The sequence below is a fragment of the Bacillus sp. (in: firmicutes) genome (genome assembly GCA_012842745.1).
Taxonomy (GTDB): Bacteria; Bacillota; Bacilli; order Bacillales; family Bacillaceae_J; genus Schinkia.
This window is the reverse complement of record DUSF01000044.1, coordinates 43970-70456: the sequence shown is the minus strand read 5'-3', so window position 1 is coordinate 70456 and position 26487 is coordinate 43970. Positions and strand designations below refer to the sequence as shown.

Here is a 26487-nt window from a genome sequence, read left to right as displayed (position 1 = left end):
TTATATCATGGTGCACTCCATGCTCATAGAGATTATTTACGCAACAATTTCTTCTTTTTTTGACTGAGGGCTCAGTCAATCTGTAAGCAAATTTCGATTGATTACGATGCGCTGTATTTCACTTGTACCCTCGTAAATTTCACAGATTTTCGCATCACGGAAGTAACGTTCCACGGGATATTCTTTTGTATAGCCGTAGCCGCCAAACACTTGAATTGCTTCTGTGGCTACTTCCATCGCTGTTTTTGAGGCAAACAGCTTCGCCATTGGTGCCTCCTGCACGCACGGTAGGCCACTTCCTTTTAAATAGGCGGCGCGATAGACTAATAGCTTTGCAGCTTCAACCGCCGTGGCCATATCCGCCAGCTTAAAACCGATTCCTTGCTGGAGCGCGATTGGCTTGTCAAATTGCTTGCGGTCTTTTGCATAACGAACAGCTGCTTCTAAAGCTGCTTCTGCAATCCCTAACGCCTGCGCGGCAATGCCGATGCGTCCATATTCGAGATTACTCATCGCTACTTTAAGACCTTCGCCTTCCACACCTAGTAAATTTTCAGCAGGAACCTGGCAGTCCTCAAATGTTAACTGCACAGTTTTAGAACCGTGGAGGCCCATTTTACGTTCATTTTTTCCGATAATTAAACCTGGTGTATCTTTTTCGACAATGAACGCCGAAATCCCTTTTGTTCCTTTTTCATGGTTAGTAATCGCAAAAACGATATACGTATCGGCTTCCCCGCCGTTTGTAATGAAAATTTTCGATCCATTTAAAACATAAAAATCGCCATTTCTTTTTGCACGTGTTTTTAAAGCGGCTGCATCTGACCCAGCGTTTGGCTCTGTTAATGCAAATGCCCCTAAGTACTCACCGGTCGCAAGCTTTGGAATATATTTCCCCCTTTGCGCTTCCGTTCCAAAATAAACGATTGGGTTTGTGCCAACGGATGTGTGAACAGATAAAATGACCCCCACTGTTGCGCTCACTTTTGAAATCTCGTTAATCGCTATAATATATGAAATATAATCCATGCCAGCGCCGCCGTATTTTTCCGGAATCGTAATCCCCATTAAGCCCAGCCCTGCCATTTTGTTAAGAATTTCGCGCGGAAACTCGTCATGCTCTTCCATTCGTTCAACAAATGGAGCAATTTCTGTTTGGGCAAAATCACGGACCATTTTTCGCATCATTTCTTGTTCTTCTGTAAATGTTAGTTTCATAGTCTTAGTCCCCCTTGATGCTTTTTAGAAGGATTTACTCATATTTGTAAAAGCCACGGCCTGATTTTTTGCCTAGCCAGCCTGCTTTTACATATTTTCGCAGTAATGGGCATGGTCGATATTTGTCATCGCCAAAGCCTTCATGAAGGACTTCCATAATGTAAAGGCAAGTATCAAGACCGATAAAGTCAGCTAAAGTTAACGGGCCCATTGGATGGTTCATGCCTAGCTTCATAACCTCATCAACGGCTTCAGGTGTTGCCACTCCCTCATAAACGGTGTAAATCGCTTCGTTAATCATTGGCATTAACACGCGGTTGGAAACGAAGCCAGGGAAATCATTCACTTCAACTGGCACTTTGTTTAACTTTTTTGTCATGTCTTCAATCGCAGCGTACACTTCGTCAGCAGTTGCTAAACCACGAATAATCTCAACGAGCTTCATAACTGGAACTGGATTCATAAAATGCATGCCAATGACTTTTTCCGGACGGTTTGTGACGGCGGCAATTTCCGTAATTGGCAGCGAAGATGTATTCGTTGCTAAAATCGCATGCGCTGGTGCAATTTCGGCTAATTGCTTGAATATACCGCTTTTAATTTCCATGTTTTCTGTCGCTGCTTCAATGACGATATCTACTTTACTAGCAGACTTGATATCTATTGATGTTTCGATACGGGTGCTAATCGCTTCCTTTTCTGCTGCGGTCATGCGCCCTTTATCAACCTGGCGCTGAAGGTTTTTGCTGATGATGCCAATGCCGCGCGCTAAAAAGTCTTGTTTCACATCTTGTAAAATAACATCGAAGCCTGCCATTGCACAAACTTGGGCAATACCAGAGCCCATTTGTCCTGCTCCAATTACCATTACCTTTTGAATGCTCATCAATTATTCCTCCCCAATTTGATTTTGAATTGCATATCCACGAAATTCATCACTTTATCCACGAAAGTTGGCTTTTATCCACAAAATCCATGACCATTTCCACGGAATTGCGCTGTTTTTCCACGAAATTCACAATTGCATTAGTTTTGGTAGTTCACCTCAACCATGATGGCGTCGCCTTGACCGCCACCGCTGCAGATTGCGGCAATGCCAAGTCCGCCGCCGCGCCGTTTCAATTCATGAATTAATGTCAAAATAATCCGTGTACCGCTGGCTCCAATTGGATGTCCTAAAGCTACAGCACCGCCGTTAACATTGACTTTTTCAGGGTCAAGCCCGGCTATTTTTCCGCTCGTTAAAGCAACTGCGGCAAATGCTTCATTGATTTCAAATAAAGCGATGTCATTTAATGATTTGCCTGTTTTCCTCAATAGTTCATTGATGACGATGCCTGGCGTTTCCGGAAAACGATGGGCCTCAACGGCAATTGCTGCATGGCCAACGATTGTGGCCAATATTGCTTTTCCTTCTCTTTGGGCTCGTTCTTCGGACATTAATAGTAACGCAGCTGCGCCATCGTTAACACCTGGCGCATTTCCGGCTGTAATCGTGCCTTCAGGGCCGAACGCTGGAGGTAATTTGCTTAGTTTTTCAAGCGATGTATCTTGGCGCGGACCTTCATCAGTGTCGATTACAACCGGGGCACCTTTACGCTGCGGCACTTCAACTTGGATTATTTCATCTTTAAACCTTCCTGCTTCAATCGCCGCAATGGCCCGCTTATGACTACGCAATGCCCATTCATCCTGCTCTTGCCTCGTTAAACCAAATTCTTCAGCCGTACTATTTCCATATGTACCCATATGGACTTTTTTAAAGGAACAGGTCAAACCATCATGGACCATAAGATCAATCATTTTTGTATCACCCATCCGTGCTCCAAAGCGGGCTGATGGCATGAAGTAAGGGGCATTGCTCATCGATTCCATCCCGCCGGCTACAATCACTTCTTGATCACCAAGGCGAATGATTTGATCAGCTAACGTTACGCTTCGCATTCCAGAAGCACACACTTTGTTGATTGTTTCTGTCTGTATTTCCCAAGGAATACCTGCCTCGCGAGCCGCCTGTCGGGAAGGAATTTGTCCTTGCCCTCCCTGTAAAACGGTCCCCATGATTACTTCATCAACTTGGGCGCCGTCGATATTAGCTCGTTTCAATGCGGCCTTAATGGCGATGCCGCCTAATTGTGCCGCTGTTAATGAGCTTAGACCACCACCAATTTTTCCAAAGGGTGTTCTTGCTCCACTTATAATAACAGTTCTTGTCATTTCGTTTCCTCCTCCTTACGATAAATAGACATTTCAAGCAATTCTGCAACATCATACGTTTTCACTTTGTCTTCAACTTCCTTCGCTTTTGTGCCATCGCTTAACATTGTTAAGCAATATGGACAGCCGCTGGAAATAACCGTTGAACCCGTTCGAAGCGCTTGCTCTGTCCGCGTCACATTAATGCGGTCGCCAACATGCTCTTCCATCCACATTAACCCACCGCCGGCACCACAGCACATTCCTGAATCACGGCTGCGCTCCATTTCAACAAGCTTCACACCAGGAATCGCGTTTAAAATTTCGCGCGGGTCATCGTAAATTTCGTTATAACGGCCAAGATAACATGAATCATGGAACGTTATCGATTCATCGACCGCATATATTGGCTGCAAGCGGCCTTCCTTCACTAGCCGCGCTAAAACTTCTGTATGATGATACACTTCCGCTTCAAATCCGAAATCACTATATTCATTTTTCAATGTATTATAGGCATGCGGGTCAATCGTAACGATTTTCTTTGCACCGCTTTTTTCAATTTCGGCAATATTACCGCCTGCTAGCTCTTGGAATAAAAATTCATTTCCAAGGCGGCGCGGCGTATCACCAGAGTTCTTTTCTTTATTTCCTAAAATCGCAAACGATACGCCTGCTTCATTCATTAATTTTGCAAATGACAGCGCGATTTTTTGACTGCGATTATCATAGGAGCCCATCGAACCTACCCAGAATAAATATTCAAACCCAGCGCCCTCTTTTTGCATTTCTTTTACCGTTTTTACTACAACATCATCACGGAGGTCGCGCCAGTTTTCGCGCTCCTTGCGGCTAATGCCCCAAGGATTACCTTGGCGTTCAATGTTCTGCATTGCACGCTGGGCATCTGAATCTACTTTTCCTTCTGTTAAAACAAGATAACGGCGCAGGTCAATAATTTTTTCAACATGTTCATTCATGACTGGACATTGGTCCTCACAGTTGCGGCAGGTTGTACAGGCCCAAATTTCTTCTTCAGTAATGACATCACCGATTAAATTTCGATCATAACCCGCCAGTGCTGCTGCCGATTCCTCCACACCCTTGCCAGCCCCGGCTCTTTGCATTGCTAGCTGATTACCAACCGTGTTGGCAAAGGCAAACGTTGGTACCCATGGTGCCCTTGAAGTAATCGCCGCCCCTTTTTCAGTTAAATGGTCGCGCATTTTGATTATTAAATCCATCGGTGATAACAGTTTTCCTGTAGCTGTTGCTGGACACATGCTTGTACAACGCCCACATTCCACACAAGCATAAAAGTCAATCATTTGATGCTGTGTGAAGTCTTCTATTTTTCCAACGCCAAAAGATTCTTGTGTTTCATCTTCAAAATTAATAGTTCTGAGCTTGCCGGGCTTGTCTAATCGGTTAAAAAAGACATTTAACGGTCCAGCAATTAAATGAGCATGCTTCGATTGTGGCACGTAAACAAGGAAAGTAAGCAACACTACTAAATGAATCCACCATGCGATATAAAATACGGTAACTGCAATTGGCTTACTAAAGCCAGCAAAAATCGTTGCAATGAATGATGCAACAGGTTCGCTCATTGATGCTTCATACCCTTGCAAAATGAGGTTCATTCCATTTCCAAGTAAAACAGTCAACATTAATGTACCGATAAAAATAAGTACTATACCCGCTTTTAAGCCGCGTTTTAGTCTGGAAAGTTTTTCAATATAACGGCGGTAAAAGGCATACAGCACCGCAAGCAAAATTATTAATGTAACGATTTCTTGGAAAAATGTGAAGCCAGGATACAATGGCCCTAGCGGCAGGTGTGAGCCTGGCACTAAACCTTTCCAAATGAAATCAATTGCACCAAATTGGACAAGCAGGAAGCCGTAAAACATCATAATATGCATAATGCCACTTTTCTTATCTTTCATAAGCTTCTTTTGTCCGAATACCATAACCCAAATTTTGTTGAAACGTTCCTTATACTTACGGTCAAATTCTACTTTTTTACCTAATTTGATGTACTCATGTCTTGTTTTAATTAGATAAGAAAATAAATAGATGCCGTAAGCGGTTATGATTAGGAACGCAATCCAGTTAGCTAACAGCATAAATGTCTCCCCTTTTTTCTTTATTTTATGAAAGCTTGTATCAAATTGGGCCCAATTTCAAATATATTAAAATGTTCTGAATTCATTATAACATAAAACTTAAAATTTTGAGCGAGCGTTCAGTCGACATTTTTCTCAAAAAAATATTCTTAACTACAAGATAGGTTGTACATACTATCTAATAGCAATTAATATGATTGAGGAGTCCACGTTTATGACTATAATATTAATTTTTTTATTAATTTTTATAGCCTGGCTAACGATCGATTTTTATTTCGGTCGCAAAAACCATTTGAAAAACATATCAAAAAGAAACTATCCGATAAGACATGGAGAATGGGTGCTTTTTACAGATGGGGAAAAGCTTTATAAAAATTTGTTTTCCGATATTTCGAACGCAAAAAAACATATTCATATTTTGTTTTATATCGTTAAAAACGATGTGGTGAGCCAAGAATTTTTGAAGTTATTAAAAGAAAAGGCGCAAGAAGGTGTTAAAGTTCGTTTACTTTTAGACCGAATTGGCTCCCGTCAAATAAGTAGAAAAGAAATTCGTTCACTTCGAAATAGTGGCGTTCATTTTTCTTTTAGCAATAAACCTAGATTTCCTTACTTTTTTTATTCACTAAATTATCGTAATCATCGTAAAATCACGGTTATTGATGGAACGATTGGCTACTTCGGCGGCTTTAATATTGGCCGAGAGTATTTAGGACAAGACCCGTATCTTGGCTACTGGCAGGATTTTCATTTAAAGCTTGTTGGTGATGGTGTTCAAGATTTACAAACGGAGTTTTTGTTAGATTGGGAAAAAGCAACGAGGGAAAACGTGCTTGGTCATCCCGCTTACTTTCCGAAATTGCCGCAAGGCTCCTTGCCATTGTGGTTTCTTCCAACAGATGGTGCATTTATAAAAGATTTATTAATAGAGTTAATAAATAAGGCAAAGACTGAAATTTTAATCGGGACTCCTTATTTCATTCCTGGGAAGGAAGTTTTGCAAGCAATTTTGGAGGCAAACAGGCGTGGCGTTAATGTAACTGTCCTCGTACCATATAAAGCAGACCATCCTTTTGTAAAAGAGGCTACCTTTCCTTACTTTAAAGATATGTTAAAGGCTGGCTGTCATATTTATCACTATACGAATGGCTTCTATCATGGAAAGCTGGTTTTGATTGATAATGAACTTTGTGATTTTGGAACGGCTAATTTTGATAAGCGCAGCTTTTTTATTAATGATGAGCTTAACTGCTTTATTCGCGACCCTATTTTTATCGAGAAAATTCGCAATGAATTTTTAAATGATATTTTTCGCCAATCAGAAAAGTTTACGTTAGCTCGCTTTGAAAAGCGACCTATTTTACAGCGAGGCAAAGAACTCGTTTCCTCGTTAATTTCTGATTTGTTGTAGGAGATTTACTTTTTATCAATTAAAAACTCATACAATATAACCGCATGATTATGTACGCAATCTTTCGCTGCGTATAACAATGTGACAGGACGTTCAGTCATTTTTTGCTGTAATATTTCTACTTGCTCTTTATGGACTGGATCTTCCTGTAATTCTTTTAAGTAATGTTCGCGGAATTGCGAGAAACGCTCTGGGTTATGGGAAAACCACTTTCGCAACTCTGGACTTGGGGCGATTTCTTTTAGCCAAAGGTCGACTTTTGCCTTTTCTTTTGCGATGCCCCGCGGCCATAACCGGTCAATTAAGACGCGCAGGCCATCATTAGTAGTTGGCGGCTCATATATGCGCTTTATTTGAAGATTATTTTTTATAATATGCATAACTTATTTCTCCTTAGCGCAAAAGCCCTCAGGTGAATCCAAATGGAAACTGCCGAGGGCTTTGACATGATATTTTTACATTTTCTCAGGTGCTGAAACGCCAACTAAATCTAAGGCATTTTTCAATGTAATTTGTACAGCTTTTACTAAGGCTAAACGTGCCTTCGATTTTTCAAGCTCGTCAAGATTAATTACTTTTTCAGCGTTGTAAAAGCTGTGAAGTGCTGAGGCAAGCTCATTGATGTAATTTGTGATGCGGTGCGGCATTCTCTTTTCAGCTGCTTCAGCAACCGCTTCTGGGAATTCACCGAGTTTTTTCAGTAAATCAATTTCCTTTTCCGCTTGAATATAGGAAAGATCTAATTCGGCTTCATAGGAAAGATTTTGTTCCTCTCCTTGGCGGAGCATGCTGCAAATACGGGCATGGGCATATTGCGCATAATAAACTGGATTTTCATTTGATTTCGATACCGCTAAATCCATATCAAAATCCAAGTGGCTATCCGCACTGCGCATCGCGAAGAAATAACGCATCGCGTCAATGCCTACTTCCTCCATAAGCTCACGCAGCGTTACCGCTTTACCAGTTCGCTTGCTCATTTTCATTTTTTCACCGTTTTGGAAGAGATTTACCATTTGGATAATTTCTACTTCCAATGTGTCAGCATTATAGCCTAAGGCTTGAATGGCCGCTTTCATTCTTGGAATATAACCGTGATGATCTGCACCCCAAATGTTAATGAGCTTTTCAAAGCCGCGCTTTAATTTATCTTGGTGGTAGGCAATGTCTGGCGTTAAATAAGTATAGCTGCCGTCGTTTTTGATTAGTACGCGGTCTTTGTCGTCGCCATATGTTGTCGAACGGAACCACGTAGCACCATCTTCTTCATATAGCTCTCCTTTTGAGCGCAGTGCATCAAGCGCAATGTCAATTTTACCATTTTCATATAAAGATGTTTCTGAAAACCAGTTGTCAAATTCAACTCGGAATTGTTTTAGGTCCTCACGGAGCTTAGCTAGCTCAAGCTTCAAACCATATTCGCGGAAATATTTGTAGCGCTCTTTTTCATCCTTTTGTAAAAGCGCTTCGCCTTGTTCTTCCACTAATTTTTTGCCGATTTCAATAATGTCAGCACCATAATAGCCGTCCTCTGGCATTGACGCATCTTGACCAAGAGCTTGGCGATAGCGGGCTTCGACAGAAAGCGCTAAGTTATGTATTTGGTTGCCTGCATCATTAATATAGTATTCACGCGCGACGTCGTAGCCTGCTTTAGCTAAAATATTGCAGAGGGAATCGCCAACAGCAGCACCGCGGGCATGTCCTAAATGAAGGTCCCCTGTTGGGTTCGCTGAAACAAATTCAACTTGAACTTTTTGACCGTTACCTGTGTTTGTTTTTCCGTATTCTAATCCCGCTTCTAAAATCGTTGGAATCAAATCTGTTAAGTAACTATTATTCATGTAAAAATTAATAAAACCAGGCCCAGCAATTTCAATTTTTTCAATCGATGCTTTCGATTTGTCAAAATGAGTGACTAGCTGCTCGGCAATCATGCGCGGCGCTTTTTTAGCAACGCGGGCAAGCTGCATCGCCATATTTGTCGCGTAATCACCATGAGCTTTTTCTTTTGGCATTTCTAAAATAACCTCAGGAATCTCAGCTTCACTAGCCAATTCTGCTTTGATGACAGCCGCTTTGATTTCCTCTTTTAAACGATCCTTCACTTGTTCAACGATATTCATCGTGGACTACCTCCTAAAATTTTTATGTATAGAGCCTTTCTATTAAAAAAGTTAGCCGATGACGGCCTACCCATTCTCCTTGCATTTGCAATTGATATGACAAGACTAATTTCGCCTTTTGTGATTTTGTACTGTATGTATAATCGACGTTTTCTGTTTTTGTGACCATTTCCATCATTCCATACGGACTTTGGTAGTGGCCTGAGGTTGTTGCACCTTTTTTGTATGTATGGCGCATCGATACTCCACCGGAACGGATAATCGTCACCTCATCGGTTTTGATTTTTATTATATTCGATATCTCGCCTACGTTCTCCATCATTTCCTTATAAGCAAGAAATGTTGCATCTTCTTTCGAATATAAAGTACCTTCTACCTTAGTTGTTAGCAATTCTTTTCGGCCTGCACCATCGCGAATTTCAGTTACAAGCTTTAGTCGGATTGGAATTTTTGCTGAATCTTTTTCCACCATTTAGACACGTCCTCATAGTCTCTTTAACTAATCTATTATATTAATTGTATCCAATGTTCGCAATAGGAAGACGTGGGGAATATGTCACTTTAGAAAAACGCCTGGATTTCATTTAAGATCATCCAAGCGTTCGTATATGAAGTGGTTTTTAAATATTTTTTATTATGGTACAACCGTTACAGGACATGGTGCTTGTTGTAGAACACTATAGCTGACGCTGCCTAGTATATTTCTTTTAAAAGCACCTAAACCTCTCGTTCCCATTACGATAGAGGTTACTTGTTCTTCCCCTGCTTCTTTACAAATTTCCATGTCTGGTGACCCTACTCTAAATTTTGTCACTACCTCTATATCTTGTCCTTCTACTATATCTAATACTTTATTGATAGCTTCTTGTGCTTCCTCTTCTTGATATTCACGGATTTGTTCTTGGCTTATAAATCTTTTGACATTACGTGTATTAAGGCTTATCTGAACATTTAGAACAATTATTTTTGCTTGAAGTCCTTTCGCAATATGAACAGCAAATTTCAACGCTCTTCTTGAATGGTCTGAACCATCAACAGGGACTAGTATTGTATTTTCCATCGTGCACCTCCAATTATAAATCGACGTTCTATTATATTATTCGACAAAACGTGTGATTTTTCCTGTCAAAACTTATTATTTGAACAGGAAAAACCAGCTTAGCAACATACTAAGCTGGTCTATTTTTTATTTTTTAAAATGTTCGACGATGAATGGTGGAACATCAACAAAGCCATAGAAATCGGGATTTCCATTTGTTTTATAATGAATGGCAAGTAAATATTCTCCTTCCAATCGCCAAGATGCTTCGTATAAGCATTCTTCAAGCTGGTTCGGGTCTTCAATCTTGAAAGAGTTCTCATTGTTTGCAAACAAATTCTCTATAAACTCTCCGGACATTCCGTTGAATGCTTTTTCACTAAAATTATCATCAACTTGAATAACCGTTGCATACGAGAGATCCTCTGGCATTAATTTAACCAATTCTAGCTTATTATTTTTCTTTAACCAAGCTTCGAAATGAGTATAAGATTTTTTCCATGGAATGTATAAGCGTTCATTATTTCTTAATAATATCTCCATATGCCCCCATGTTTCGCGCTTATTGACCATTTCTTCATACGGCTCTTCGAGCATATCCAATTTTAGTGCATCGATTATTTCCTCAATTTGTTTTGCATCAACAAATACAGAGCTTTTTATTCTTGAGGAAGTTGATATCTTATCAATGGTCGTTCCTTCTTTTAATCTTAATAACTCGTAATTTGAGTATTTAAATTCCTCTGATTCATAAATCGGCTTTAAGAATTCGTGATAGGCTTTTTCAGGAATTTGGTATTGGCGGACGACCTTCGAGCCGTTTTTTAGCTCATAAGCAATTGCAAGGTGTTTATTGTACCTTGGATTGTCACTCTTTTTATTACTTTTATTCATCACTAACTGCTGATGCAGTTTCAATATGGAATTGATATTATCAGGATTGTTAAAATAAAAGAGATTTTCATTATTTATGGCGCTTTCAATGAAAGTCCCATCTTTAGCCATCACTTCGCCATAAGCGGCTTCGTCATCTCCCACCTTTAACCAGTGAATACCTTCAGCAAAATAAGCACGTTCAATTTCGGCTGCTGCCGGCATTTTTTTCTCATAACCAGTACTATCTAAAATTAACAGAAAACCAATTGCAACGACAGCCACGGCAAAGACAACATACCCCTTCATCCTTCTAAAAATTCGCCACGTCTTTTCGAGCACCATTTCAGCAATCACATAGCCAAAGATGGAGCCGAAAATATAGCCGAATAAAATCCAGCCGATGGATTGCTGCTGTGTTTCGCCAAAATACATCCCGCCTACTAGCATTGTACAGAATGTCACACCGTACTTGAAAATCGGCCTTAAAGAACGGAAGGCAATCGCTTGTGTTGCAGCTTCAATAGATCTTTTTTTATAAGCAAACATTGTCAATAAGTAGAAAACGACAGTTACTACGATATAGACCAATATTTCCGTTATCGTGAACTTCCAAGTCCAAATCTCTGCGAACCGGAGCACTGGTGATAAACTTGCAATATCTCGATTAAAGTAATAATCATAAGCAAATCCGTATAGAAAGTACTTTAGATTAAAATTAAATAACACCATAACGCCAGCAGGAAAGATTAGAAAAATATAAGTTAAGACAACCTGTACGGCCGAAATGCCTGTAACCATTCCAATTAGCATCGTCATGACAAACACAAATAGATTAAATAAAATAGTGATTCCAGCCCATTTCGCAATTTCTACCATTGTAAAATAATCATCGAATCCTAATATCCCATGTACTATCGCAATAAAAACAGCTGTAATTATAACCGGTACAACTAGCAAAAATGCTCCTATGAGAAAATGATGGTTCAATAGGGCTGTTCTTTTAATTGGTAAACTATGAATGAAATCGGCTGCTATTTTTACATGCAAATACCGTGAAAGAATAACAGCTAGTATAATCGGTATCGTAAATATTAAAAAACCTTGAGCACCAGCTAAAACTGTAAAAAGACCACGGGTTTCTATTAGTTGATATAAAAGTTGATCATTTTCAGCCAGCATGACTAACTGCAAAGGTACTGCAAACAAAAGTGCGATTAGATAAATGATGCCGATCCAGCCAACACTGCGTAAATCTTGCAAAACAATGCCGCGTTTAAACGATGATACTTTCGATTGCATAACCGACATCCCCCATTTCGTAAATAAAAATTTCCTCCAGCGTTAACGGCAATAGGTCAAACAGTACAGGATGGAACGATTGTACTTTTGCAGTGACATCCTCCTCTTTCCCTCTGACAATACATAGAAGCACACTTCCGCGTGTTTCCTGATAAAGAACGTCTAGACTTTGTAAAAATTGTACTGGTGTTTCCCCCGCTTTAAATGCCACTTGAATTTTATGAACATCTGCTTTTAAATCATCTAAATCTTTTTCAATAATGATTTCTCCGTGATGTAAAATCCCGACATGGTCGCAAATATCCTCCACTTCCCGCAAGTTATGTGAGGAAATGAGGACCGTCATTTCTCTGTCTGCAACATCCTGTACGAGTAAATTTTTTACTTTTTGTCGCATCACCGCATCCAAGCCATCAAGCGGCTCATCAAGAATTAATACATCAGGCATTGTGGCAAGCGATAACCAAAAAGCAACCTGGCGTTGCATCCCTTTTGAAAGGCGGTGGACCTTTTTATTTTCGTCAATCGGAAAAACTTTACCTAATTTTTTATAGCGTTCCTCATTCCATGATGGGTAAAGACTCCGATAGTAATCAGCCATTTGCTTAATTGTATATTGTGAAAAAAAGTATAGGGCATCAGGCAGGAAAATAAGCTTTTGCTTAAGATTAATATTTTCAAAGACTAATTGGTTGTTAATTTGAATTTCTCCACTATCTTGTTTGTAAATGCCAGCTAAAATTTTAAGAAGTGTTGTTTTTCCCGCACCATTTGAGCCGAGTAGCCCATAGATGGAGCCTTTTTCAATATGTAAGCTGACATTTTTTACAGCTTCCGAGTCTTCAAAGGCTTTACGGACATTTTTTATTTCAATCATGCTTCTCCCCTCCTTTGATTGACTTTTCCGCCTCTTCAATGAGTGAAACAATCTCCTCTTTTTCCACTCCTAGAAAAATGGCTTCGGAAATTAATTTCATTAATTCTTGTTTCATCTTCTTCACCTTTTCCCCCTTGTTGATCTCTGACGGCGGTGTGACAAAACTGCCCTTCCCTGGCACTGAGTAAATATAGCCTTGATGTTCTAATTCACGGTATGCCTTTTGAATCGTATTCGGATTGATTGTTAAATCCTTTGCCATCTGGCGAACGGACGGCAATTGTTCGTCTGCTTTTAACACTTCATTAATAATTAAGTCTTTCAACTTTTCGACGAGCTGTTCATAGATGGGCACCCGGCTGCGGATATCTAATTGGAACATGTTTTTGGTTAGCCTCCTCTCATCTTGCTGTGTTAGTTGTATTATGTGTTATAACTGTATTATAGTGAATAATACAGTATTGTCAATAATAAGATTTGTGGCAAATTGGGCGGCAGACTTATTCTCCTTTTTATGGTAATTGGACAATAAGTTACGATTCCCGGACAATATAAGGGGATTTCTGGACAATAAAATGTAATAACGGACAATAAATTCCCGTTTTCCGACAATAAAAAAACACTTGTCCATAAGTCCACAAGTGTTTTTTTAATGGCTATTTTCTTTTCTGTACCCAGCCTAAAATCATTTCACGCAGCAATTTGCTTGCTGTATTGGCTGTTTGTTCAGATGGGTCGTAGATTGGGGCAACCTCAACTAAGTCTGCTCCGACTACTTTTATATCAGATTTGGCAATTTCATGGATGGAGGCAAGTAGTTCACGGGAAGTAATGCCACCTGCGTCAACTGTTCCTGTCCCAGGTGCAAATGCTGGGTCCAATACATCAATATCAATCGTAACATAAACTGGACGGCCAGCAAGCTTCGGTAAAATTTCCTTCAATGGCTCTAGTACTTCAAACTTCGCAATATACATGCCTACTTCTTTAGCCCACTCGAATTCTTCTTTCATCCCAGAGCGAATACCGAAAGAAAATACATTCGTTGGCCCTATCAATTCTGCTGCTTTGCGAATGGGTGTTGAGTGTGATAATGGTTCCCCTTCGTAGTCCTCGCGAAGATCAGTATGTGCATCCATATGTATAATTGCTAAATCCGGATATTTTTTGTACATCGCTCGAATAACTGGCCATGTAACTAAGTGCTCGCCACCCATTCCAAGTGGAAACTTATCTGCCGCTAAAATTCCATCGACAAACTCCTCAATCATATCAAGGCTTCTTTGGGCATTGCCAAACGGAAGCGGAATATCACCGGCATCATAATATTTAACCTCTTCCAACTCTCGGTCTAAATAAGCACTATATTCTTCCAACCCAACCGATACTTCACGAATTCGTGCTGGACCAAATCGTGAGCCCGGACGAAAGCTTACGGTCCAATCCATTGGCATTCCATATAAAACGGCTTCGCTTTCTTCAAAATGCGGATGACTTTTTATAAAAACATTTCCTGAATATGTTTCATCAAATCTCATATTTTTTAAACCTCCATATTTACAATAACTAGCAATCGGACAATAAAAGTGCTTTTTCGGACAATAAACTGCCGTTGATAGACAATATAATCTTCCACTGGACAATAAAGGGAGCAACTCGGACAATAAACGTCTAAATTAGGACAATAGACAGCAGTACTCATACTCTACGCTAGCTTATTTCGTTAAATCTGCCACAAAGCGCGGCAAAACAAACGCAGCTTTATGTAGTTCTTTTGTATAGTACTTTGTTTCGATGTCATGGAAACGGCTTTCCTCCACTGCTAATGGGTCATGCTTTTTTGAACCGATTGTAAAAGTCCACAGTCCGCTTGGATATGTAGGAACATTAGCCGTATATAACCTTACGATTGGAAAAATCTCTTTCACATCGCGCTGGACATCACGAATTAAATCCGCTTTAAACCAGGGATTGTCCGTCTGTGCTACAAAAAGGCCATCTTCTCGCAACGCTTTCGCAATACCTGAATAAAATCCTTTCGTAAATAGATTGACAGCTGGCCCAACTGGCTCTGTTGAATCTACCATAATCACATCATACTTGTTTTCCGCCTCAGCAATATGCATAAAGCCATCGCCAACGATTACCTCAACACGTGAATTTTCAAGATCCCCAGCAATTTCCGGCAAAAATTTCTTAGAATACTCAATTACTTTACCATCAATTTCAACTAAAGTCGCTTTTTTCACGCTTGGATGCTTTAAAACCTCACGAATGACACCGCCGTCCCCTCCGCCTACAACAAGAACATCCTCAGGGTTCGGATGCGAAAACAACGGAACATGGGCAACCATTTCATGGTATACAAACTCATCCTTTTTTGTAGTCATAACCATTCCATCTAGAATTAGCATATTGCCAAATTGTACTGTCTCAACTACATCTAACCTTTGAAATTCAGTTTGTTCTGTATGTAAAGTCTGTTTAATCTTCGCTGTAATGCCAAAGCTTTCCGTCTGTTTCTCAGTAAACCATAATTCCATCTTTTCTCCATTCCTTTCCATAAAGTAAAAAAACCTTATGCCACAATTTTCACTGCTTTATTACTATTCCCGATGTAACTATAAAAATGATGGAATTCCTGAAAAAACAGAAAGTACAAATACAGATTATAGTGAAATCTAGTGAAATTTCAAGGGATTTTTTCTAACTAGGGAGCCGTATATGTTTATTTTTAATAAAAAGTTCCAATACTACTACTATGCTCATCTCACGGAAAAGGGGGGAAATTGAATTGGAGCTTATTACCGAGGAAAACCTTGAAAAAACGCGAAAATGGCTACGGGCTATTTTTGTTATTGGAATCATCCTATTAATCTTACTTCTTATTTTAATTATTAGCTTAGTCTCATATGGCTATATGAAAGGGCCGCCGCCACTTTCGGTGCCGCAAACGACAATCTACTATGCTAGTGACGGAAAAACAATAATCGGTGAAGGCGTTCATAATGGGGAAAATCGTTATTGGATTCCATTAAATGAAGTTTCGCAAGAGGTTATTGATGCCACGATATCAATTGAAGACCGAAAATTTTATAATCACTATGGCTTTGATATTCACAGAATTTTCGGTGCCATCTTTGCTGATCTTAAGGCGATGGCTAAAGTACAAGGTGCAAGCACAATCACCCAGCAATATGCAAAAAATTTATTTTTAGAGCATGAAAAAACGTGGAAGCGGAAATTTGAGGAAGTTCTATATACAATTAGGCTTGAAACAAACTATAGTAAAGATGAAATTCTCGAGGGCTATTTAAACACGATTTATTATGGTCATGGTGCCTATGGAATTGAAGCGGCTGCCAACTATTTTTTTAATAAACATGCAAATGAGCTTTCATTAAGCGAAGCTACTATGCTTGCCGGTATTCCTAAAGGACCGAGCTATTACTCCCCTTTTGTTGATGAAAAAAGGGCCAAGACTAGACAAAAAATCGTACTTCAGTCGATGGTGAATAACGACACCATAACGGAAGCCCAGTTAATAAACGCTTTTGAAGCACCATTGCAATTTAAAAATGATCATGAACTTACCCATAAAGAACTTGCACCTTATTTTCAAGATGCTGTTAAACTTGCTTTAAAAAATGTTGTCCAACTTGATGAACGGACAATCGAATTAGGCGGCCTTCGTGTTTACACAACATTAGATCCAGATGCTCAGGAAAAAGCGGAAACGCATATTAACACAATTATAAACCCAGAGTCGGAAATCCAAGTTGCCTTACTATCAATGGAGCCACAAACGGGAAAGGTGCGCGCGTTAGTTGGTGGTCGTGATTATTCAAAAAGCCCTTTTAATCGGGTCACCCAGGCAGAGAGGATGCCAGGCTCCACGTTTAAGCCATTTCTCTATTACGCGGCACTTGCACATGGATATACACCTTCAACGACCATGCGCAGCGAGCCAATGAGTTTCCCATATGATGAAGGCCGGTCGGTTTATCGTCCTGACAATTATAATAATTATTATGCGAACGACTTCATTACAATGGCACAAGCGATTGCCTTATCTGATAATATTTATGCGGTAAAAACACATATGTTTTTAGGTGTTGACAAACTTGTCGAAACAGCAAAAACACTTGGCATAACGAGCAAGCTTGATGCCGTTCCATCACTTGCGCTCGGCACATCGACAGTGAAAATGATTGATATGGTCAAAGCCTATGGTACGATTGCCAACGGCGGCGCTAATGTAGCACCTATTTTTATTGAAAAAGTTGCCAATTATAATGGCGAAGTGATTTATGAATACGAGCAAACAAAAGAACAAATTTTGGACCCAGCGCTTGCCTTCGTTACCGCTCATTTAATGACGGGAATGTTTGATAAAAAATTAAATGCCTATACTTCCGTGACCGGCCAATCCATTGCCAACCAATTGACACGTCTTTATGCTGGAAAATCTGGGACAACAACAACTGATAGCTGGATGATTGGCTTTACACCACAGCTTGTAACAGGGGTTTGGATTGGCTATGACCGTGACAAAACGATAGACATTGTCGCTGAAAGAGCGTATGCGAAGCGAATTTGGGCAAAGTATATGGAGGATGTTTTAAAGGATAAGCCATTTGTAACGTTTAAACCGCCAAAAGGAGTTATACCAGCTTATGTCGATCCAGCAAACGGTTACCTTGCGACAAGCAATTGCAAAAACGCCCGTTTATCCTACTATGTGGAAGGCACGGAGCCAACCGAATATTGTTCTGTTCACTTGCCGAATGGCGATGGAGAACTAGATAGGAACTATCGTAAGGAGGAACAACCGAAAAAAGGCTGGTTCGATAAACTGTTTAAATGGTGGTAAAAATAATGTTTTTTCGCAAAGAAAAAAGAAACTAAGTGTTCCTCAATATGGGACACTTCGTTTCTTTTTTTGTCCTAGTCTATGTGTGTGTTTAGACTATAAACTAGTTTACTTTTTTTTTGAAAAAAGCTCAAGCTATTTACGGAAAGTTCAAAAATAGTTCAAATATTTCAAATCAATACTTTTTTCAATTGCTCCGATGTGTTCGCCCACATTTCCTCATTAAAATTTTTTAAAAATTCCCCTAATATGTGTCTTGATTGTTCATCCATATTATCAACGATGACCCTGCCCTTTAGCGATCGGTCCATATTATTCACATGCTCTGGCATTGATTTATAGCCGCGCCGTGCATCACTGTCAATGAAAAGCTCACAAGCTCCTAGTCCGTGATAATAAGGCCCTTTTTCATTGCGGTTAACAGTTACCCAAACGACCCAATATGTTTTACCATTCGGCACATCATCACGGTTAGCCGTCACCTTAATGCCCTTTTCAATCGCACTTCTTGCATGAAGCGCTCCCATATCAATAAAGGCTTCTTGTTTTTCCGTATCAATAATGACAGGCGAGACATTATTTAAACTAACCGACCCGACGCCATAGCCGCCATGCCCATCAGTTGAATCATTTTTTATAATATTAAATTGATTTTTTTTCATAAAGATAGACACCTCTTTTCTTTTAAAATAATAAACATTTTAGTTAAAATACTATTATTAACATGATATCCTTATTTTAGCACCGTAACACAAAAACTTCATCTTTCTCGACTTATCGTATTTCCCCACCCTAAATCCGTTATGATATAATTTCATGTAGTTTTAAGCTTTTAAAAATACATATGAACCAAAAAAGGAGAGATGGGATTATGCCATATGTCACGATTAAAATGTTAGAAGGTCGTACTGATGAACAAAAGAAGGCTTTAGCGGAAAAGGTCACGGTAGCTGTCGCTGAAACTACAGGTGCACCTGCTGATAGAGTTCATGTCATGATTGAAGAGATGCCAAAAACAAATCTTTGTGTAGGCGGAAAAATGGCTAGTGAAAAATGATCATGGCTAGGTCTATACTGACCTAGCCATTACTATTGTTTGTCCGCGGAGCGTTTCGATGTATTGATATGCCTGTTCAACTTCTTCATCTGTATAGCGCTGTTTAAATTTTAATGTAAACACTTTTTCCTTTACTTGCTCTTTTGAAAGGTCCTCAAAGTAAAGGACTGTTGATACAAGTTCTAAAAAACGAGAGCTTTGCTCATTCATATTTTTCACACATGTTTCCAAATGGGGCATGTCCACTTGAAAATGTTTTAGAAACTCTCTGCCTTCTTCCAACAATGTATAGCGGTATTGTACATATCCACCTTTTTTCTCCATTTGCTCATTTAAAAAGCCGTTGTTTTCAAGCTCTTCTACTCGTAATGTTAGCTCTTCAGAATATGGGCCGAAAAAGTGAAAATTATATTTTTCGTTAAAAGGGAACTGTAGTTTTTTGACAATATAAATCATCTTTTGCAGTTTTTTTCTACCGACGATTTCACCCGCATATGAAAATACTTGCATCAATTTGGCATGATCCTGTAACACGAAGTGTCATCTCCTATCCTTGCAATATTACTTTTATCCGTCTCTTAACATCCCCTTCAGGAAGATTGTCGACAAAATCCTCCGGGTAGTAAAGTTTATGGTCTGTTCTTTTTTTGCCAGAAATCGATTCAACAATCTCTGATTCCCTAGAAAGTTCTCGCAGATCACCGTTTGGCATTACTAAATAAATCGGGATTCGCTCCCCTTCTTCACCAGGACGATAAAAATCGTAAGGCAAATCAGAAGAAGAATCAACCTCTAAGTAGTAATTCGTATCAATACCCGCTTCATTAAAAAGCTTCATCAATTCCATTAATTGTAAGTATCCAGAATTAGGATTGAATTCTATGTACTTAAAAAGGTTGCGGTTCATAAAGCGAGTACATAGGTCTTTTAAAATGGCATCATCTTCACCCATCCAATTTTGGAAAAAGAATAGCATGACCGATTCGTCAAGTGCCAAGTAATCTTTAAGACTTACATTCCCATTAAATAGCGAATAAAAATGGGTAGGGGCAATTGAAAATTGATAGCCTTCCTCGTATAACTTTTTCGCGCGGTGAAGAATTTTTGTAAGAATTACTTCTGCACTTCTTGTGACAGGGTGGAAATAAACTTGCCAATACATTTGATAGCGGCTCATAATATAATCTTCAACCGCATGCATGCCGCTCTTTTTAATGACGATTTGATCTTCAGTCGGACGCATAACCCGTAGGATACGCTCCATATCGAAATGGCCGTAACTAACCCCTGTATAAAAAGCATCGCGTTGCAAATAATCCATGCGGTCGGCATCGATTTGACTTGAAATCATGCTGACAACTAGTTTATTTTCGTAAGTTTTCGCGATGACCTCGGCAACTTTTTGCGGAAAATCGTCGCTCACTTTTTTTAATACTTTATTTATCTCTGTGGCTCCAGTAATGATGGCTCTTGTCCATTTCTCATGGTCAAGGTTAAAAACCTTTTCGAACGAATGGGAAAACGGACCGTGGCCAACATCGTGCAAAAGGGCTGCCGAGAGGCATAATAACCGCTCTGAATTATCCCAATGCTCGCGGCCTTGGAAAATGCCAATGATTCTTCTGACAATTTCATAGACGCCAAGAGAATGATTAAAACGACTATGCTCTGCTCCATGAAACGTGAAAAATGTCGTACCAAGCTGGCGAATCCTTCGCAGCCTTTGGAATTCGGCGGTACCAATTAAATCCCATATTAGCTTATCGCGAACATGCACATAGCGATGGACTGGATCTTTAAACACCTTTTCCTCATGTAGTTGTTCGTTTTCGTAGGCCATGAAAGGAGCTCCTTTCATCATACTTTTTCCATTATACATTCTATTTTCTCACCAAAAAACCTCTTTTTTCAACAAAAAGAGGTTTTTTATTGTTCGATTATCTTTTATTTCAATTTTTTTTCAAGCTTCACAATTAGTTCATCCTCTGTTGGTGCAGAAATCGGACGATTATTTAGAAAGGCAAAGGATTTCTTTCGACCTGGTCCGCAATAAGATTGACAGCCAATGACAATCTCGGCATCCGGATCTAATTGTTTTAACTTTGGCAATAAAGTTTTTAAATTAGTGGCTTGGCAATCATCACAAACTCGAAATTCATTTTTTGACATAAGGGGTCACACCTGCCTTTCAATATTCCGTTCACGAATATTCAACAGTCTCTATTACTAATTTACATTTTTATCTAACTTTAAACAAATGACATTTTACCACTTCAAGCCATTTGTAGCAATGACATAAGACTTATTCAAAAACAAATCCCCTAGTATCCTTCTAAAATATGTATAAACTTTTTCGAAATTGTCCATCCTTTAGCTAACAGCTATTTTAATTATTTTACTTTTTGCTAGAAAAATAAACGAGGAGTGTTACATGATGATTCAAAGACAGGATGCATGGTCTGAAGAAGATGACCTGCTATTAGCAGAGACCGTATTGCGTCACATCCGGGAGGGTAGTACACAATTAAACGCATTTGAGGAGGTAGGGGATCGCCTAAATCGGACGTCAGCAGCTTGCGGATTCCGCTGGAATGCCGTCGTTAGGCAAGATTATATAAAAGCCATTGATTTAGCGAAAAAACAACGAAAACAAAGGCAACGAGCGCTAGGCGAAAAAACAAAACCGCTTTATACACCGCCACCACCAACATTTTCGTTTGAAACTGCCGAGGAAATAATGGTTGAAAAAGATGGTAAAACAGAAGGGGAAATGTCGGAAATGAATACCATGTTAAAATCTAGGGCAATTTCATTGGATGATGTCATTTTATTTTTAAGCACTGTAGAAAATAATGACCACCAATCTATGAGCCTACAGCAAAAGAATGATAGATTAAAAATGGAAAATAAAGAGCTGGCCGACGAAATTGCATCATTAAAACAAAAGCTTGAACGTACAGAACGTGAATTCCAAACGATCCAAGAGGATTATCAAGCACTTGTTAAAATAATGGATCGCGCTCGTAAAATGGTTTTGTTTGAGGATGAGGAGAAACCGGCAAATACATTTAAAATGGATAAGAACGGCAACTTAGAGCGGATTGCAAAATAACATTTATTTGAATGGGTGAAACTAACACTAGGCGAGGCTACTAATTAAGTGGCTTCGCTTATTATTTTTTCGAATTGAAACATGATATAATTCCTTTTAAAAAAGGAGGGAAAAGCTATGCCAGTGAACAATCCGCTTTTGTTGCAAAAGGAATGGCGCTTTATCGACCATTCCAAGCTTGGGCTCCATTTCAGTGCACTGAAATCATTTGCCTATGATGATACATTTTGTACGTCTGTGGGAACGGGTGATTCGCCCCCAATCATTAGGGCTTGGATTCATCGACCAACTGTTGTTTTAGGTATTCAGGATGCGAAGCTGCCTTTTTTAGAACAAGGGATTGAATTTCTTAGGCAAAAGGGTTACCAAACTATTGTCCGCAACTCTGGCGGCTTGGCCGTTATATTAGATGAAGGCATAGTAAACCTCTCGCTTATTTTGCCTGAAGGTAAAGGAATTGATATTAATCGCGGCTATGAAGCAATGTGGCAGCTTATCCAATTCATGTTAGCAGATTTTAAAGTGCAAATTAAAGCAAAGGAAATCATCGGCAGTTATTGCCCTGGCAGCTTTGATTTAAGTATTAACAATAAGAAATTTGCTGGGATTTCACAACGGAGACTGCGCTCTGGTGTTGCCGTACAAATGTATCTTTGTGTGACTGGAAGCGGTAGTGGGCGAGCAGAAATCATTCAAGATTTTTATGACCATTCTTTGCAAGGAGAAAAGACAAAATTCATATATCCGAACATTATTCCAGCTACGATGGCCTCATTAAGAGAGCTATTAAATGAAAATATTACAACTGAACAAATGATTACACTGTTATTTAAAACGGTGAAAAATTTAGCCGACTCAGTAATTTCAACGCTTCCCTTAAGTGAGCTTGAACAGGAATTGTTGCAATACAATTATGAGCGTATTTTAAAACGGAATAAATATAAAAAAGCATGATGGCTGCCTAGTCTTTTACCAAGCAAATCATCATGCTTTATTTTTGTGGATATGCCCTCTTAAAGTGATTGAACAGCAGTGATTAATGCAAGCTTGTACACATCTTCAGCATTACAGCCGCGTGATAGGTCATTTACTGGTTGATTTAAACCTTGAAGAACTGGCCCGATTGCTTCGAAGCCGCCAAGGCGTTCTACCATTTTATAGCCGATATTTCCAGCATCCAATGTAGGGAATACAAATACTTTTGCATCGCCTTGAATCACAGAACCCGGCGCTTTCTTTTTGCCAACCGCTGGTACAAATGCCGCGTCAAATTGGAACTCACCATCGATAATTAAATCTGGCTGCATTTCTTTCGCAATTTTGACTGCTTCAACTACTTTTTCTGTTTCTGGCGTTACAGCTGAGCCCTTCGTTGAGAAACTTAGCATTGCTACGCGTGGCTCCACATCAAATAATTCAGCTGATTCAGCACCTAAAATTGCGATTTCCGCTAAGTCTTGACTGTCTGGCATAGGATTAATTGCACAGTCTGCAAAGATGTATTTTTCTTCGCCACGAACCATAACAAACATACCAGAAGTTTTTTTAATGCCTGGCTTTGTTTTTATGATTTGTAATGCAGGACGAACAGTATCCGCTGTTGAATGTGCAGCACCACTTACTAAGCCATCTGCTTTGTTTAAATAAACGAGCATCGTACCGAAGTAATTTTCATCTTTTAAAATTTCTCTAGCTTGTTCCTCAGTTTCTCTGCCATTGCGTCGTTCTACAAATGCACTTACAAGCGCATCAAACTCAGCATATGTATTTGGATCAATAATTTCAGCATTTCCTAACGAAATATTTAGAGATGCAGCTTTTTCTTCAACCTCGGCCTTTTTGCCAATAACAATTGGCTTAACAATTTCCTCAGAAGCCAACTTTCCTACCGCTGTTAAAATCCGCTCATCTAAGCCTTCAGGAAATACAATTGTTTTATTTTTGCCTTTAATCTTTTCTTTAACAATTGAAAATAAATCGCTCAAATCTACTACCTCCAAAATTTAATGTAAGCTCTTTCATTTTGTTCCACACAATAATGGAAACTTTCTATATTTTTTTCCGCTTATTATTAAGATATACTTTTTCAATATTCTTGAAAATAGAATTTATCGATTGTAAGCGTTTTCATTGAAAAGTTTATATTTTCAGAAATATCGTAATATTGAAAACACTGTTCTTTTTCTCCTTTTATTAAAAGAATAAGCTAAAACCTTTCTTCTAAATAAAACTATTGCTATAGTAGTTATTGATATGCACAATCTGGAAAGAGGCAAGAAATAAAATAATATAGTAAGGAGTGTAATTGTAATGAGTGAACCAGCAAAAACATTAGATGGATGGTATAGTTTACATGATTTCCGCACTGTTGATTGGACAAGTTGGAAAATAGCCCCAATTGATGTGCGCAATGAAGCCATCCGTGAATTCCAAGAATTTCTCGGTAATTTGAAAAAAACAGAAGATGCTAAACAAGGTAGCCATGCGCTATACACTATTGTTGGTCAAAAAGCGGACTTCATGTTAATGATTCTTCGCCCAACAATGGAAGAGCTTAATGAGTTAGAAACGGCTTTTAATAAAACAAAACTAGCCGAATATTTAATCCCTGCTCATTCTTATGTTTCTGTTGTTGAATTAAGTAACTATTTACCTTCTGACGAGGACCCATACCAAAGCCCTGAAATCTTAGCACGGCTCTATCCAATTTTACCGAAGGCGAAGCACGTCTGCTTCTACCCAATGGACAAGCGCCGCCAAGGCAATGATAACTGGTATATGCTGCCGATGGAAGATCGCAGCAGAATGATGCGCTCCCATGGTATGATTGGCCGCCAGTATGCAGGTAAAGTAAAACAAATTATTACAGGCTCTGTTGGCTTTGATGATTGGGAATGGGGCGTCACTTTATTTGCGGATGATGTCCTCCAGTTTAAAAAGCTAGTGTATGAAATGAGATTTGATGAAGTAAGCGCAAGATATGGCGAATTCGGGTCATTCTTTGTCGGAAATATTTTGGCAGAGGAAGCTATAGCGCAATTCTTGCATGTGTAAATATTTGAGGAAGCAGGGACGATTCTCCTGCTTCCTTTTTTATCATAAAAACAATCTATCCCGCATAGTATCTAAGTGATAATACTAAAAAGTTATCTTAAACAAGTCACGATTTTCCACTCTTGCAATATGTTATTAAAGTAACCGTAATTGTGAGGTGAGAAAATGGCCGTTGTTTCTCATACGACAGAAGATATAAGACTTTTAGCAAGATTAATGCGAGCCGAAGCGGAGGGTGAAGGAAAGCTCGGCATGTTAATGGTTGGTAATGTTGGTGTAAATCGTGTAGTTGGTAATTGCCTCGATTTCAAAAAAATTCGATCGCTAAGAGATATGGTTTTCCAAAAGCCTGGTGGCTATGAAGCCGTTGATAAACCCTACTTTTTTCAACGAGCAAGAGAAGCGGAAATTAAGTTAGCGCGTCAAGTTATTAAAGGTTGGAAATACCATCCGGCTTCTTATTCGCTTTGGTTTTTTAAGCCGTCTGGCAGCTGCCCTGCACAATGGTTTAATCAATGGAATGTGGGTCGACACAAATCGCACTGCTTCTATGCCCCAGACCAGTCAGATTGCCCACAAATTTATTACTAAATTTTCTTTATACCCTATGGATTATTCGCCTTTTTAAAGCATTAGAAAGCTATCATCAAAGGAGGAATATAAAATGGCACAAAATTATCCATATCAAACCCCTGCTTATGGCCAATACCCGAAGTTCACCTATCCACAACAAGTACAGGTACCACCTACAGTCTCAGGTGGCCCCTTCCCAGGATTTAGCGGTGTAACTCAAACACCAGTTACACCTAGTGCTCCGCAAATTCCAGGGATGCTGCCAATTGAGGAATCCTACATCGAGAATATTTTAAGATTAAACAAAGGAAAAACAGTTACTGTCTATGCAACGTTTGAAAATAATACGCAATGGAATGCAAAAGTTTTCAAAGGCAATATTGAGGCTGCTGGTAGAGATCACCTCATTCTCAGTGATCCACAAACAGGGACTCGTTATTTAATTCCAATGATTTATATAGATTATGTGACATTTGCTGAGGAAATTGACTATCAATATCCGTTTAGCGGCAGTGCAGCTGGACTAAGCTCCTTTAGTCCACGGTAATTAAAAAAACGGCTCCAAAATATTTGTTCAAAAGGAAAAAATAACAGTATACACAACCCCAGTAAATGTAGTTAACAATAAATACGGCAGCTTTTCTGCCGTA

26 protein-coding genes are annotated in these 26487 nt (G+C 39.3%); 8 read left to right on the top strand and 18 right to left on the bottom strand.

The features are described 5' to 3' along the window. Positions 1–75: 75 nt before the first annotated feature. From GX497_11505 to GX497_11490, 4 genes are all read right to left on the bottom strand, one after another. Positions 76–1218, bottom strand: coding sequence for an acyl-CoA dehydrogenase (locus tag GX497_11505; GenBank protein ID HHY73819.1), 1143 nt, complete (start codon positions 1216–1218; stop codon positions 76–78). A gap of 34 nt (positions 1219–1252) precedes the next feature. Beyond that, positions 1253–2104, bottom strand: a complete 852-nt coding sequence (locus tag GX497_11500) for a 3-hydroxybutyryl-CoA dehydrogenase (protein ID HHY73818.1) — start codon at positions 2102–2104, stop codon at positions 1253–1255. A 140-nt stretch (positions 2105–2244) separates the two neighbouring features. Beyond that, a complete protein-coding gene (locus GX497_11495) occupies positions 2245–3435 on the bottom strand; it encodes an acetyl-CoA C-acetyltransferase (GenBank protein ID HHY73817.1) in 1191 nt (396 codons plus the stop codon). Then, positions 3432–5540 (bottom strand): 4Fe-4S dicluster domain-containing protein, encoded by a 2109-nt coding sequence (locus GX497_11490; GenBank protein HHY73816.1) that lies wholly within the window; start codon positions 5538–5540, stop codon positions 3432–3434. The genes GX497_11495 and GX497_11490 overlap by 4 nt, the downstream gene beginning before the upstream one ends. Positions 5541–5754: 214 nt before the next feature. Between GX497_11490 and cls the strand changes: the two genes are divergently transcribed. Continuing rightward, the gene (cls, locus tag GX497_11485) at positions 5755–6951 is read left to right on the top strand and encodes a cardiolipin synthase (GenBank protein HHY73815.1); all 1197 of its coding nucleotides are present in this window, start codon (positions 5755–5757) and stop codon (positions 6949–6951) included. Positions 6952–6956: 5 nt separating this feature from the next. Here the strand turns inward: cls and GX497_11480 are convergent, their stop codons facing one another. From GX497_11480 to speE, 9 genes are all read right to left on the bottom strand, one after another. Beyond that, positions 6957–7331 (bottom strand): DUF488 domain-containing protein, encoded by a 375-nt coding sequence (locus tag GX497_11480; GenBank protein HHY73814.1) that lies wholly within the window; start codon positions 7329–7331, stop codon positions 6957–6959. 75 nt (positions 7332–7406) lie between these two features. Then, complete coding sequence (locus GX497_11475) at positions 7407–9077, bottom strand: arginine--tRNA ligase (GenBank protein HHY73813.1); 1671 nt, start codon at positions 9075–9077, stop codon at positions 7407–7409. Positions 9078–9099: 22 nt separating this feature from the next. Then, a complete protein-coding gene (locus GX497_11470; protein HHY73812.1) occupies positions 9100–9549 on the bottom strand; it encodes a DUF1934 domain-containing protein in 450 nt (149 codons plus the stop codon). A 162-nt stretch (positions 9550–9711) separates the two neighbouring features. Then, complete coding sequence (locus tag GX497_11465) at positions 9712–10137, bottom strand: universal stress protein (GenBank protein HHY73811.1); 426 nt, start codon at positions 10135–10137, stop codon at positions 9712–9714. A gap of 126 nt (positions 10138–10263) precedes the next feature. Then, positions 10264–12291, bottom strand: a complete 2028-nt coding sequence (locus GX497_11460; protein HHY73810.1) for a multidrug ABC transporter permease — start codon at positions 12289–12291, stop codon at positions 10264–10266. After that, the gene (locus GX497_11455) at positions 12266–13168 is read right to left on the bottom strand and encodes an ABC transporter ATP-binding protein (GenBank protein HHY73809.1); all 903 of its coding nucleotides are present in this window, start codon (positions 13166–13168) and stop codon (positions 12266–12268) included. Before GX497_11455 ends, GX497_11460 begins: the two co-directional genes overlap by 26 nt. Beyond that, positions 13161–13550: a GntR family transcriptional regulator gene (locus GX497_11450; GenBank protein HHY73808.1), complete on the bottom strand. Its 390-nt coding sequence runs from the start codon at positions 13548–13550 to the stop codon at positions 13161–13163. The genes GX497_11455 and GX497_11450 overlap by 8 nt, the downstream gene beginning before the upstream one ends. A gap of 274 nt (positions 13551–13824) precedes the next feature. Next, positions 13825–14706 (bottom strand): agmatinase, encoded by an 882-nt coding sequence (gene speB, locus GX497_11445; GenBank protein HHY73807.1) that lies wholly within the window; start codon positions 14704–14706, stop codon positions 13825–13827. A gap of 177 nt (positions 14707–14883) precedes the next feature. Beyond that, the gene (gene speE / locus GX497_11440; GenBank protein HHY73806.1) at positions 14884–15711 is read right to left on the bottom strand and encodes a spermidine synthase; all 828 of its coding nucleotides are present in this window, start codon (positions 15709–15711) and stop codon (positions 14884–14886) included. Between the two features lie 218 nt (positions 15712–15929). Between speE and GX497_11435 the strand changes: the two genes are divergently transcribed. Further along, positions 15930–18041 (top strand): penicillin-binding protein, encoded by a 2112-nt coding sequence (locus GX497_11435; protein ID HHY73805.1) that lies wholly within the window; start codon positions 15930–15932, stop codon positions 18039–18041. 170 nt (positions 18042–18211) lie between these two features. Here the strand turns inward: GX497_11435 and GX497_11430 are convergent, their stop codons facing one another. Further along, positions 18212–18703: a hypothetical protein gene (locus GX497_11430; protein HHY73804.1), complete on the bottom strand. Its 492-nt coding sequence runs from the start codon at positions 18701–18703 to the stop codon at positions 18212–18214. 182 nt (positions 18704–18885) lie between these two features. Between GX497_11430 and GX497_11425 the strand changes: the two genes are divergently transcribed. Next, positions 18886–19098 (top strand): 4-oxalocrotonate tautomerase, encoded by a 213-nt coding sequence (locus GX497_11425; GenBank protein ID HHY73803.1) that lies wholly within the window; start codon positions 18886–18888, stop codon positions 19096–19098. A gap of 12 nt (positions 19099–19110) precedes the next feature. Here the strand turns inward: GX497_11425 and GX497_11420 are convergent, their stop codons facing one another. The 3 genes from GX497_11420 to GX497_11410 form a co-directional block, all read right to left on the bottom strand. Then, positions 19111–19632 (bottom strand): YwgA family protein, encoded by a 522-nt coding sequence (locus GX497_11420; protein ID HHY73802.1) that lies wholly within the window; start codon positions 19630–19632, stop codon positions 19111–19113. Positions 19633–19645: 13 nt separating this feature from the next. Next, positions 19646–20938 carry an HD domain-containing protein gene (locus GX497_11415; protein HHY73801.1) on the bottom strand — a complete coding sequence of 431 codons (1293 nt, stop codon included), beginning with the start codon at positions 20936–20938 and terminating at the stop codon, positions 19646–19648. A gap of 104 nt (positions 20939–21042) precedes the next feature. Further along, positions 21043–21267: a DUF1450 domain-containing protein gene (locus tag GX497_11410; GenBank protein ID HHY73800.1), complete on the bottom strand. Its 225-nt coding sequence runs from the start codon at positions 21265–21267 to the stop codon at positions 21043–21045. A gap of 265 nt (positions 21268–21532) precedes the next feature. On the opposite strand from GX497_11410, the gene GX497_11405 reads away from it, so the two are divergent. Together GX497_11405 and GX497_11400 are read left to right on the top strand one after the other, a co-directional pair. After that, the gene (locus GX497_11405; protein HHY73799.1) at positions 21533–22210 is read left to right on the top strand and encodes an RsfA family transcriptional regulator; all 678 of its coding nucleotides are present in this window, start codon (positions 21533–21535) and stop codon (positions 22208–22210) included. A 123-nt stretch (positions 22211–22333) separates the two neighbouring features. After that, complete coding sequence (locus tag GX497_11400; protein HHY73798.1) at positions 22334–23164, top strand: lipoate--protein ligase family protein; 831 nt, start codon at positions 22334–22336, stop codon at positions 23162–23164. A gap of 59 nt (positions 23165–23223) precedes the next feature. Here GX497_11400 and pta read toward each other — a convergent pair whose 3' ends face one another. Next, complete coding sequence (gene pta / locus GX497_11395) at positions 23224–24195, bottom strand: phosphate acetyltransferase (protein HHY73797.1); 972 nt, start codon at positions 24193–24195, stop codon at positions 23224–23226. Between the two features lie 325 nt (positions 24196–24520). Here pta and GX497_11390 point away from each other — a divergent pair, with 325 nt between their 5' ends. The 3 genes from GX497_11390 (at position 24521) to gerQ (ending at position 26384) form a co-directional block, all read left to right on the top strand. Next, positions 24521–25264: a heme-dependent peroxidase gene (locus GX497_11390; protein HHY73796.1), complete on the top strand. Its 744-nt coding sequence runs from the start codon at positions 24521–24523 to the stop codon at positions 25262–25264. A gap of 165 nt (positions 25265–25429) precedes the next feature. Further along, positions 25430–25855, top strand: a complete 426-nt coding sequence (locus tag GX497_11385; protein ID HHY73795.1) for a cell wall hydrolase — start codon at positions 25430–25432, stop codon at positions 25853–25855. A 73-nt stretch (positions 25856–25928) separates the two neighbouring features. Next, a complete protein-coding gene (gene gerQ / locus GX497_11380) occupies positions 25929–26384 on the top strand; it encodes a spore coat protein GerQ (GenBank protein HHY73794.1) in 456 nt (151 codons plus the stop codon). Positions 26385–26487: the final 103 nt, after the last annotated feature.

Excerpts from the sequence above, each read along its gene's own strand:
- GX497_11505 (HHY73819.1), bottom strand. The coding sequence starts at position 1,218 with ATGAAACTAACATTTACAGAAGAACAAGAAATGATGCGAAAAATGGTC.
- GX497_11500 (HHY73818.1), bottom strand. The coding sequence starts at position 2,104 with ATGAGCATTCAAAAGGTAATGGTAATTGGAGCAGGACAAATGGGCTCT.
- GX497_11495 (HHY73817.1), bottom strand. The coding sequence starts at position 3,435 with ATGACAAGAACTGTTATTATAAGTGGAGCAAGAACACCCTTTGGAAAA.
- GX497_11490 (HHY73816.1), bottom strand. The coding sequence starts at position 5,540 with ATGCTGTTAGCTAACTGGATTGCGTTCCTAATCATAACCGCTTACGGC.
- cls (HHY73815.1), top strand. The coding sequence starts at position 5,755 with ATGACTATAATATTAATTTTTTTATTAATTTTTATAGCCTGGCTAACG.
- GX497_11480 (HHY73814.1), bottom strand. The coding sequence starts at position 7,331 with ATGCATATTATAAAAAATAATCTTCAAATAAAGCGCATATATGAGCCG.
- GX497_11475 (HHY73813.1), bottom strand. The coding sequence starts at position 9,077 with ATGAATATCGTTGAACAAGTGAAGGATCGTTTAAAAGAGGAAATCAAA.
- GX497_11470 (HHY73812.1), bottom strand. The coding sequence starts at position 9,549 with ATGGTGGAAAAAGATTCAGCAAAAATTCCAATCCGACTAAAGCTTGTA.
- GX497_11465 (HHY73811.1), bottom strand. The coding sequence starts at position 10,137 with ATGGAAAATACAATACTAGTCCCTGTTGATGGTTCAGACCATTCAAGA.
- GX497_11460 (HHY73810.1), bottom strand. The coding sequence starts at position 12,291 with ATGCAATCGAAAGTATCATCGTTTAAACGCGGCATTGTTTTGCAAGAT.
- GX497_11455 (HHY73809.1), bottom strand. The coding sequence starts at position 13,168 with ATGATTGAAATAAAAAATGTCCGTAAAGCCTTTGAAGACTCGGAAGCT.
- GX497_11450 (HHY73808.1), bottom strand. The coding sequence starts at position 13,550 with ATGTTCCAATTAGATATCCGCAGCCGGGTGCCCATCTATGAACAGCTC.
- speB (HHY73807.1), bottom strand. The coding sequence starts at position 14,706 with ATGAGATTTGATGAAACATATTCAGGAAATGTTTTTATAAAAAGTCAT.
- speE (HHY73806.1), bottom strand. The coding sequence starts at position 15,711 with ATGGAATTATGGTTTACTGAGAAACAGACGGAAAGCTTTGGCATTACA.
- GX497_11435 (HHY73805.1), top strand. The coding sequence starts at position 15,930 with ATGCTCATCTCACGGAAAAGGGGGGAAATTGAATTGGAGCTTATTACC.
- GX497_11430 (HHY73804.1), bottom strand. The coding sequence starts at position 18,703 with ATGAAAAAAAATCAATTTAATATTATAAAAAATGATTCAACTGATGGG.
- GX497_11425 (HHY73803.1), top strand. The coding sequence starts at position 18,886 with ATGAACCAAAAAAGGAGAGATGGGATTATGCCATATGTCACGATTAAA.
- GX497_11415 (HHY73801.1), bottom strand. The coding sequence starts at position 20,938 with ATGGCCTACGAAAACGAACAACTACATGAGGAAAAGGTGTTTAAAGAT.
- GX497_11410 (HHY73800.1), bottom strand. The coding sequence starts at position 21,267 with ATGTCAAAAAATGAATTTCGAGTTTGTGATGATTGCCAAGCCACTAAT.
- GX497_11405 (HHY73799.1), top strand. The coding sequence starts at position 21,533 with ATGATTCAAAGACAGGATGCATGGTCTGAAGAAGATGACCTGCTATTA.
- GX497_11390 (HHY73796.1), top strand. The coding sequence starts at position 24,521 with ATGAGTGAACCAGCAAAAACATTAGATGGATGGTATAGTTTACATGAT.
- GX497_11385 (HHY73795.1), top strand. The coding sequence starts at position 25,430 with ATGGCCGTTGTTTCTCATACGACAGAAGATATAAGACTTTTAGCAAGA.
- gerQ (HHY73794.1), top strand. The coding sequence starts at position 25,929 with ATGGCACAAAATTATCCATATCAAACCCCTGCTTATGGCCAATACCCG.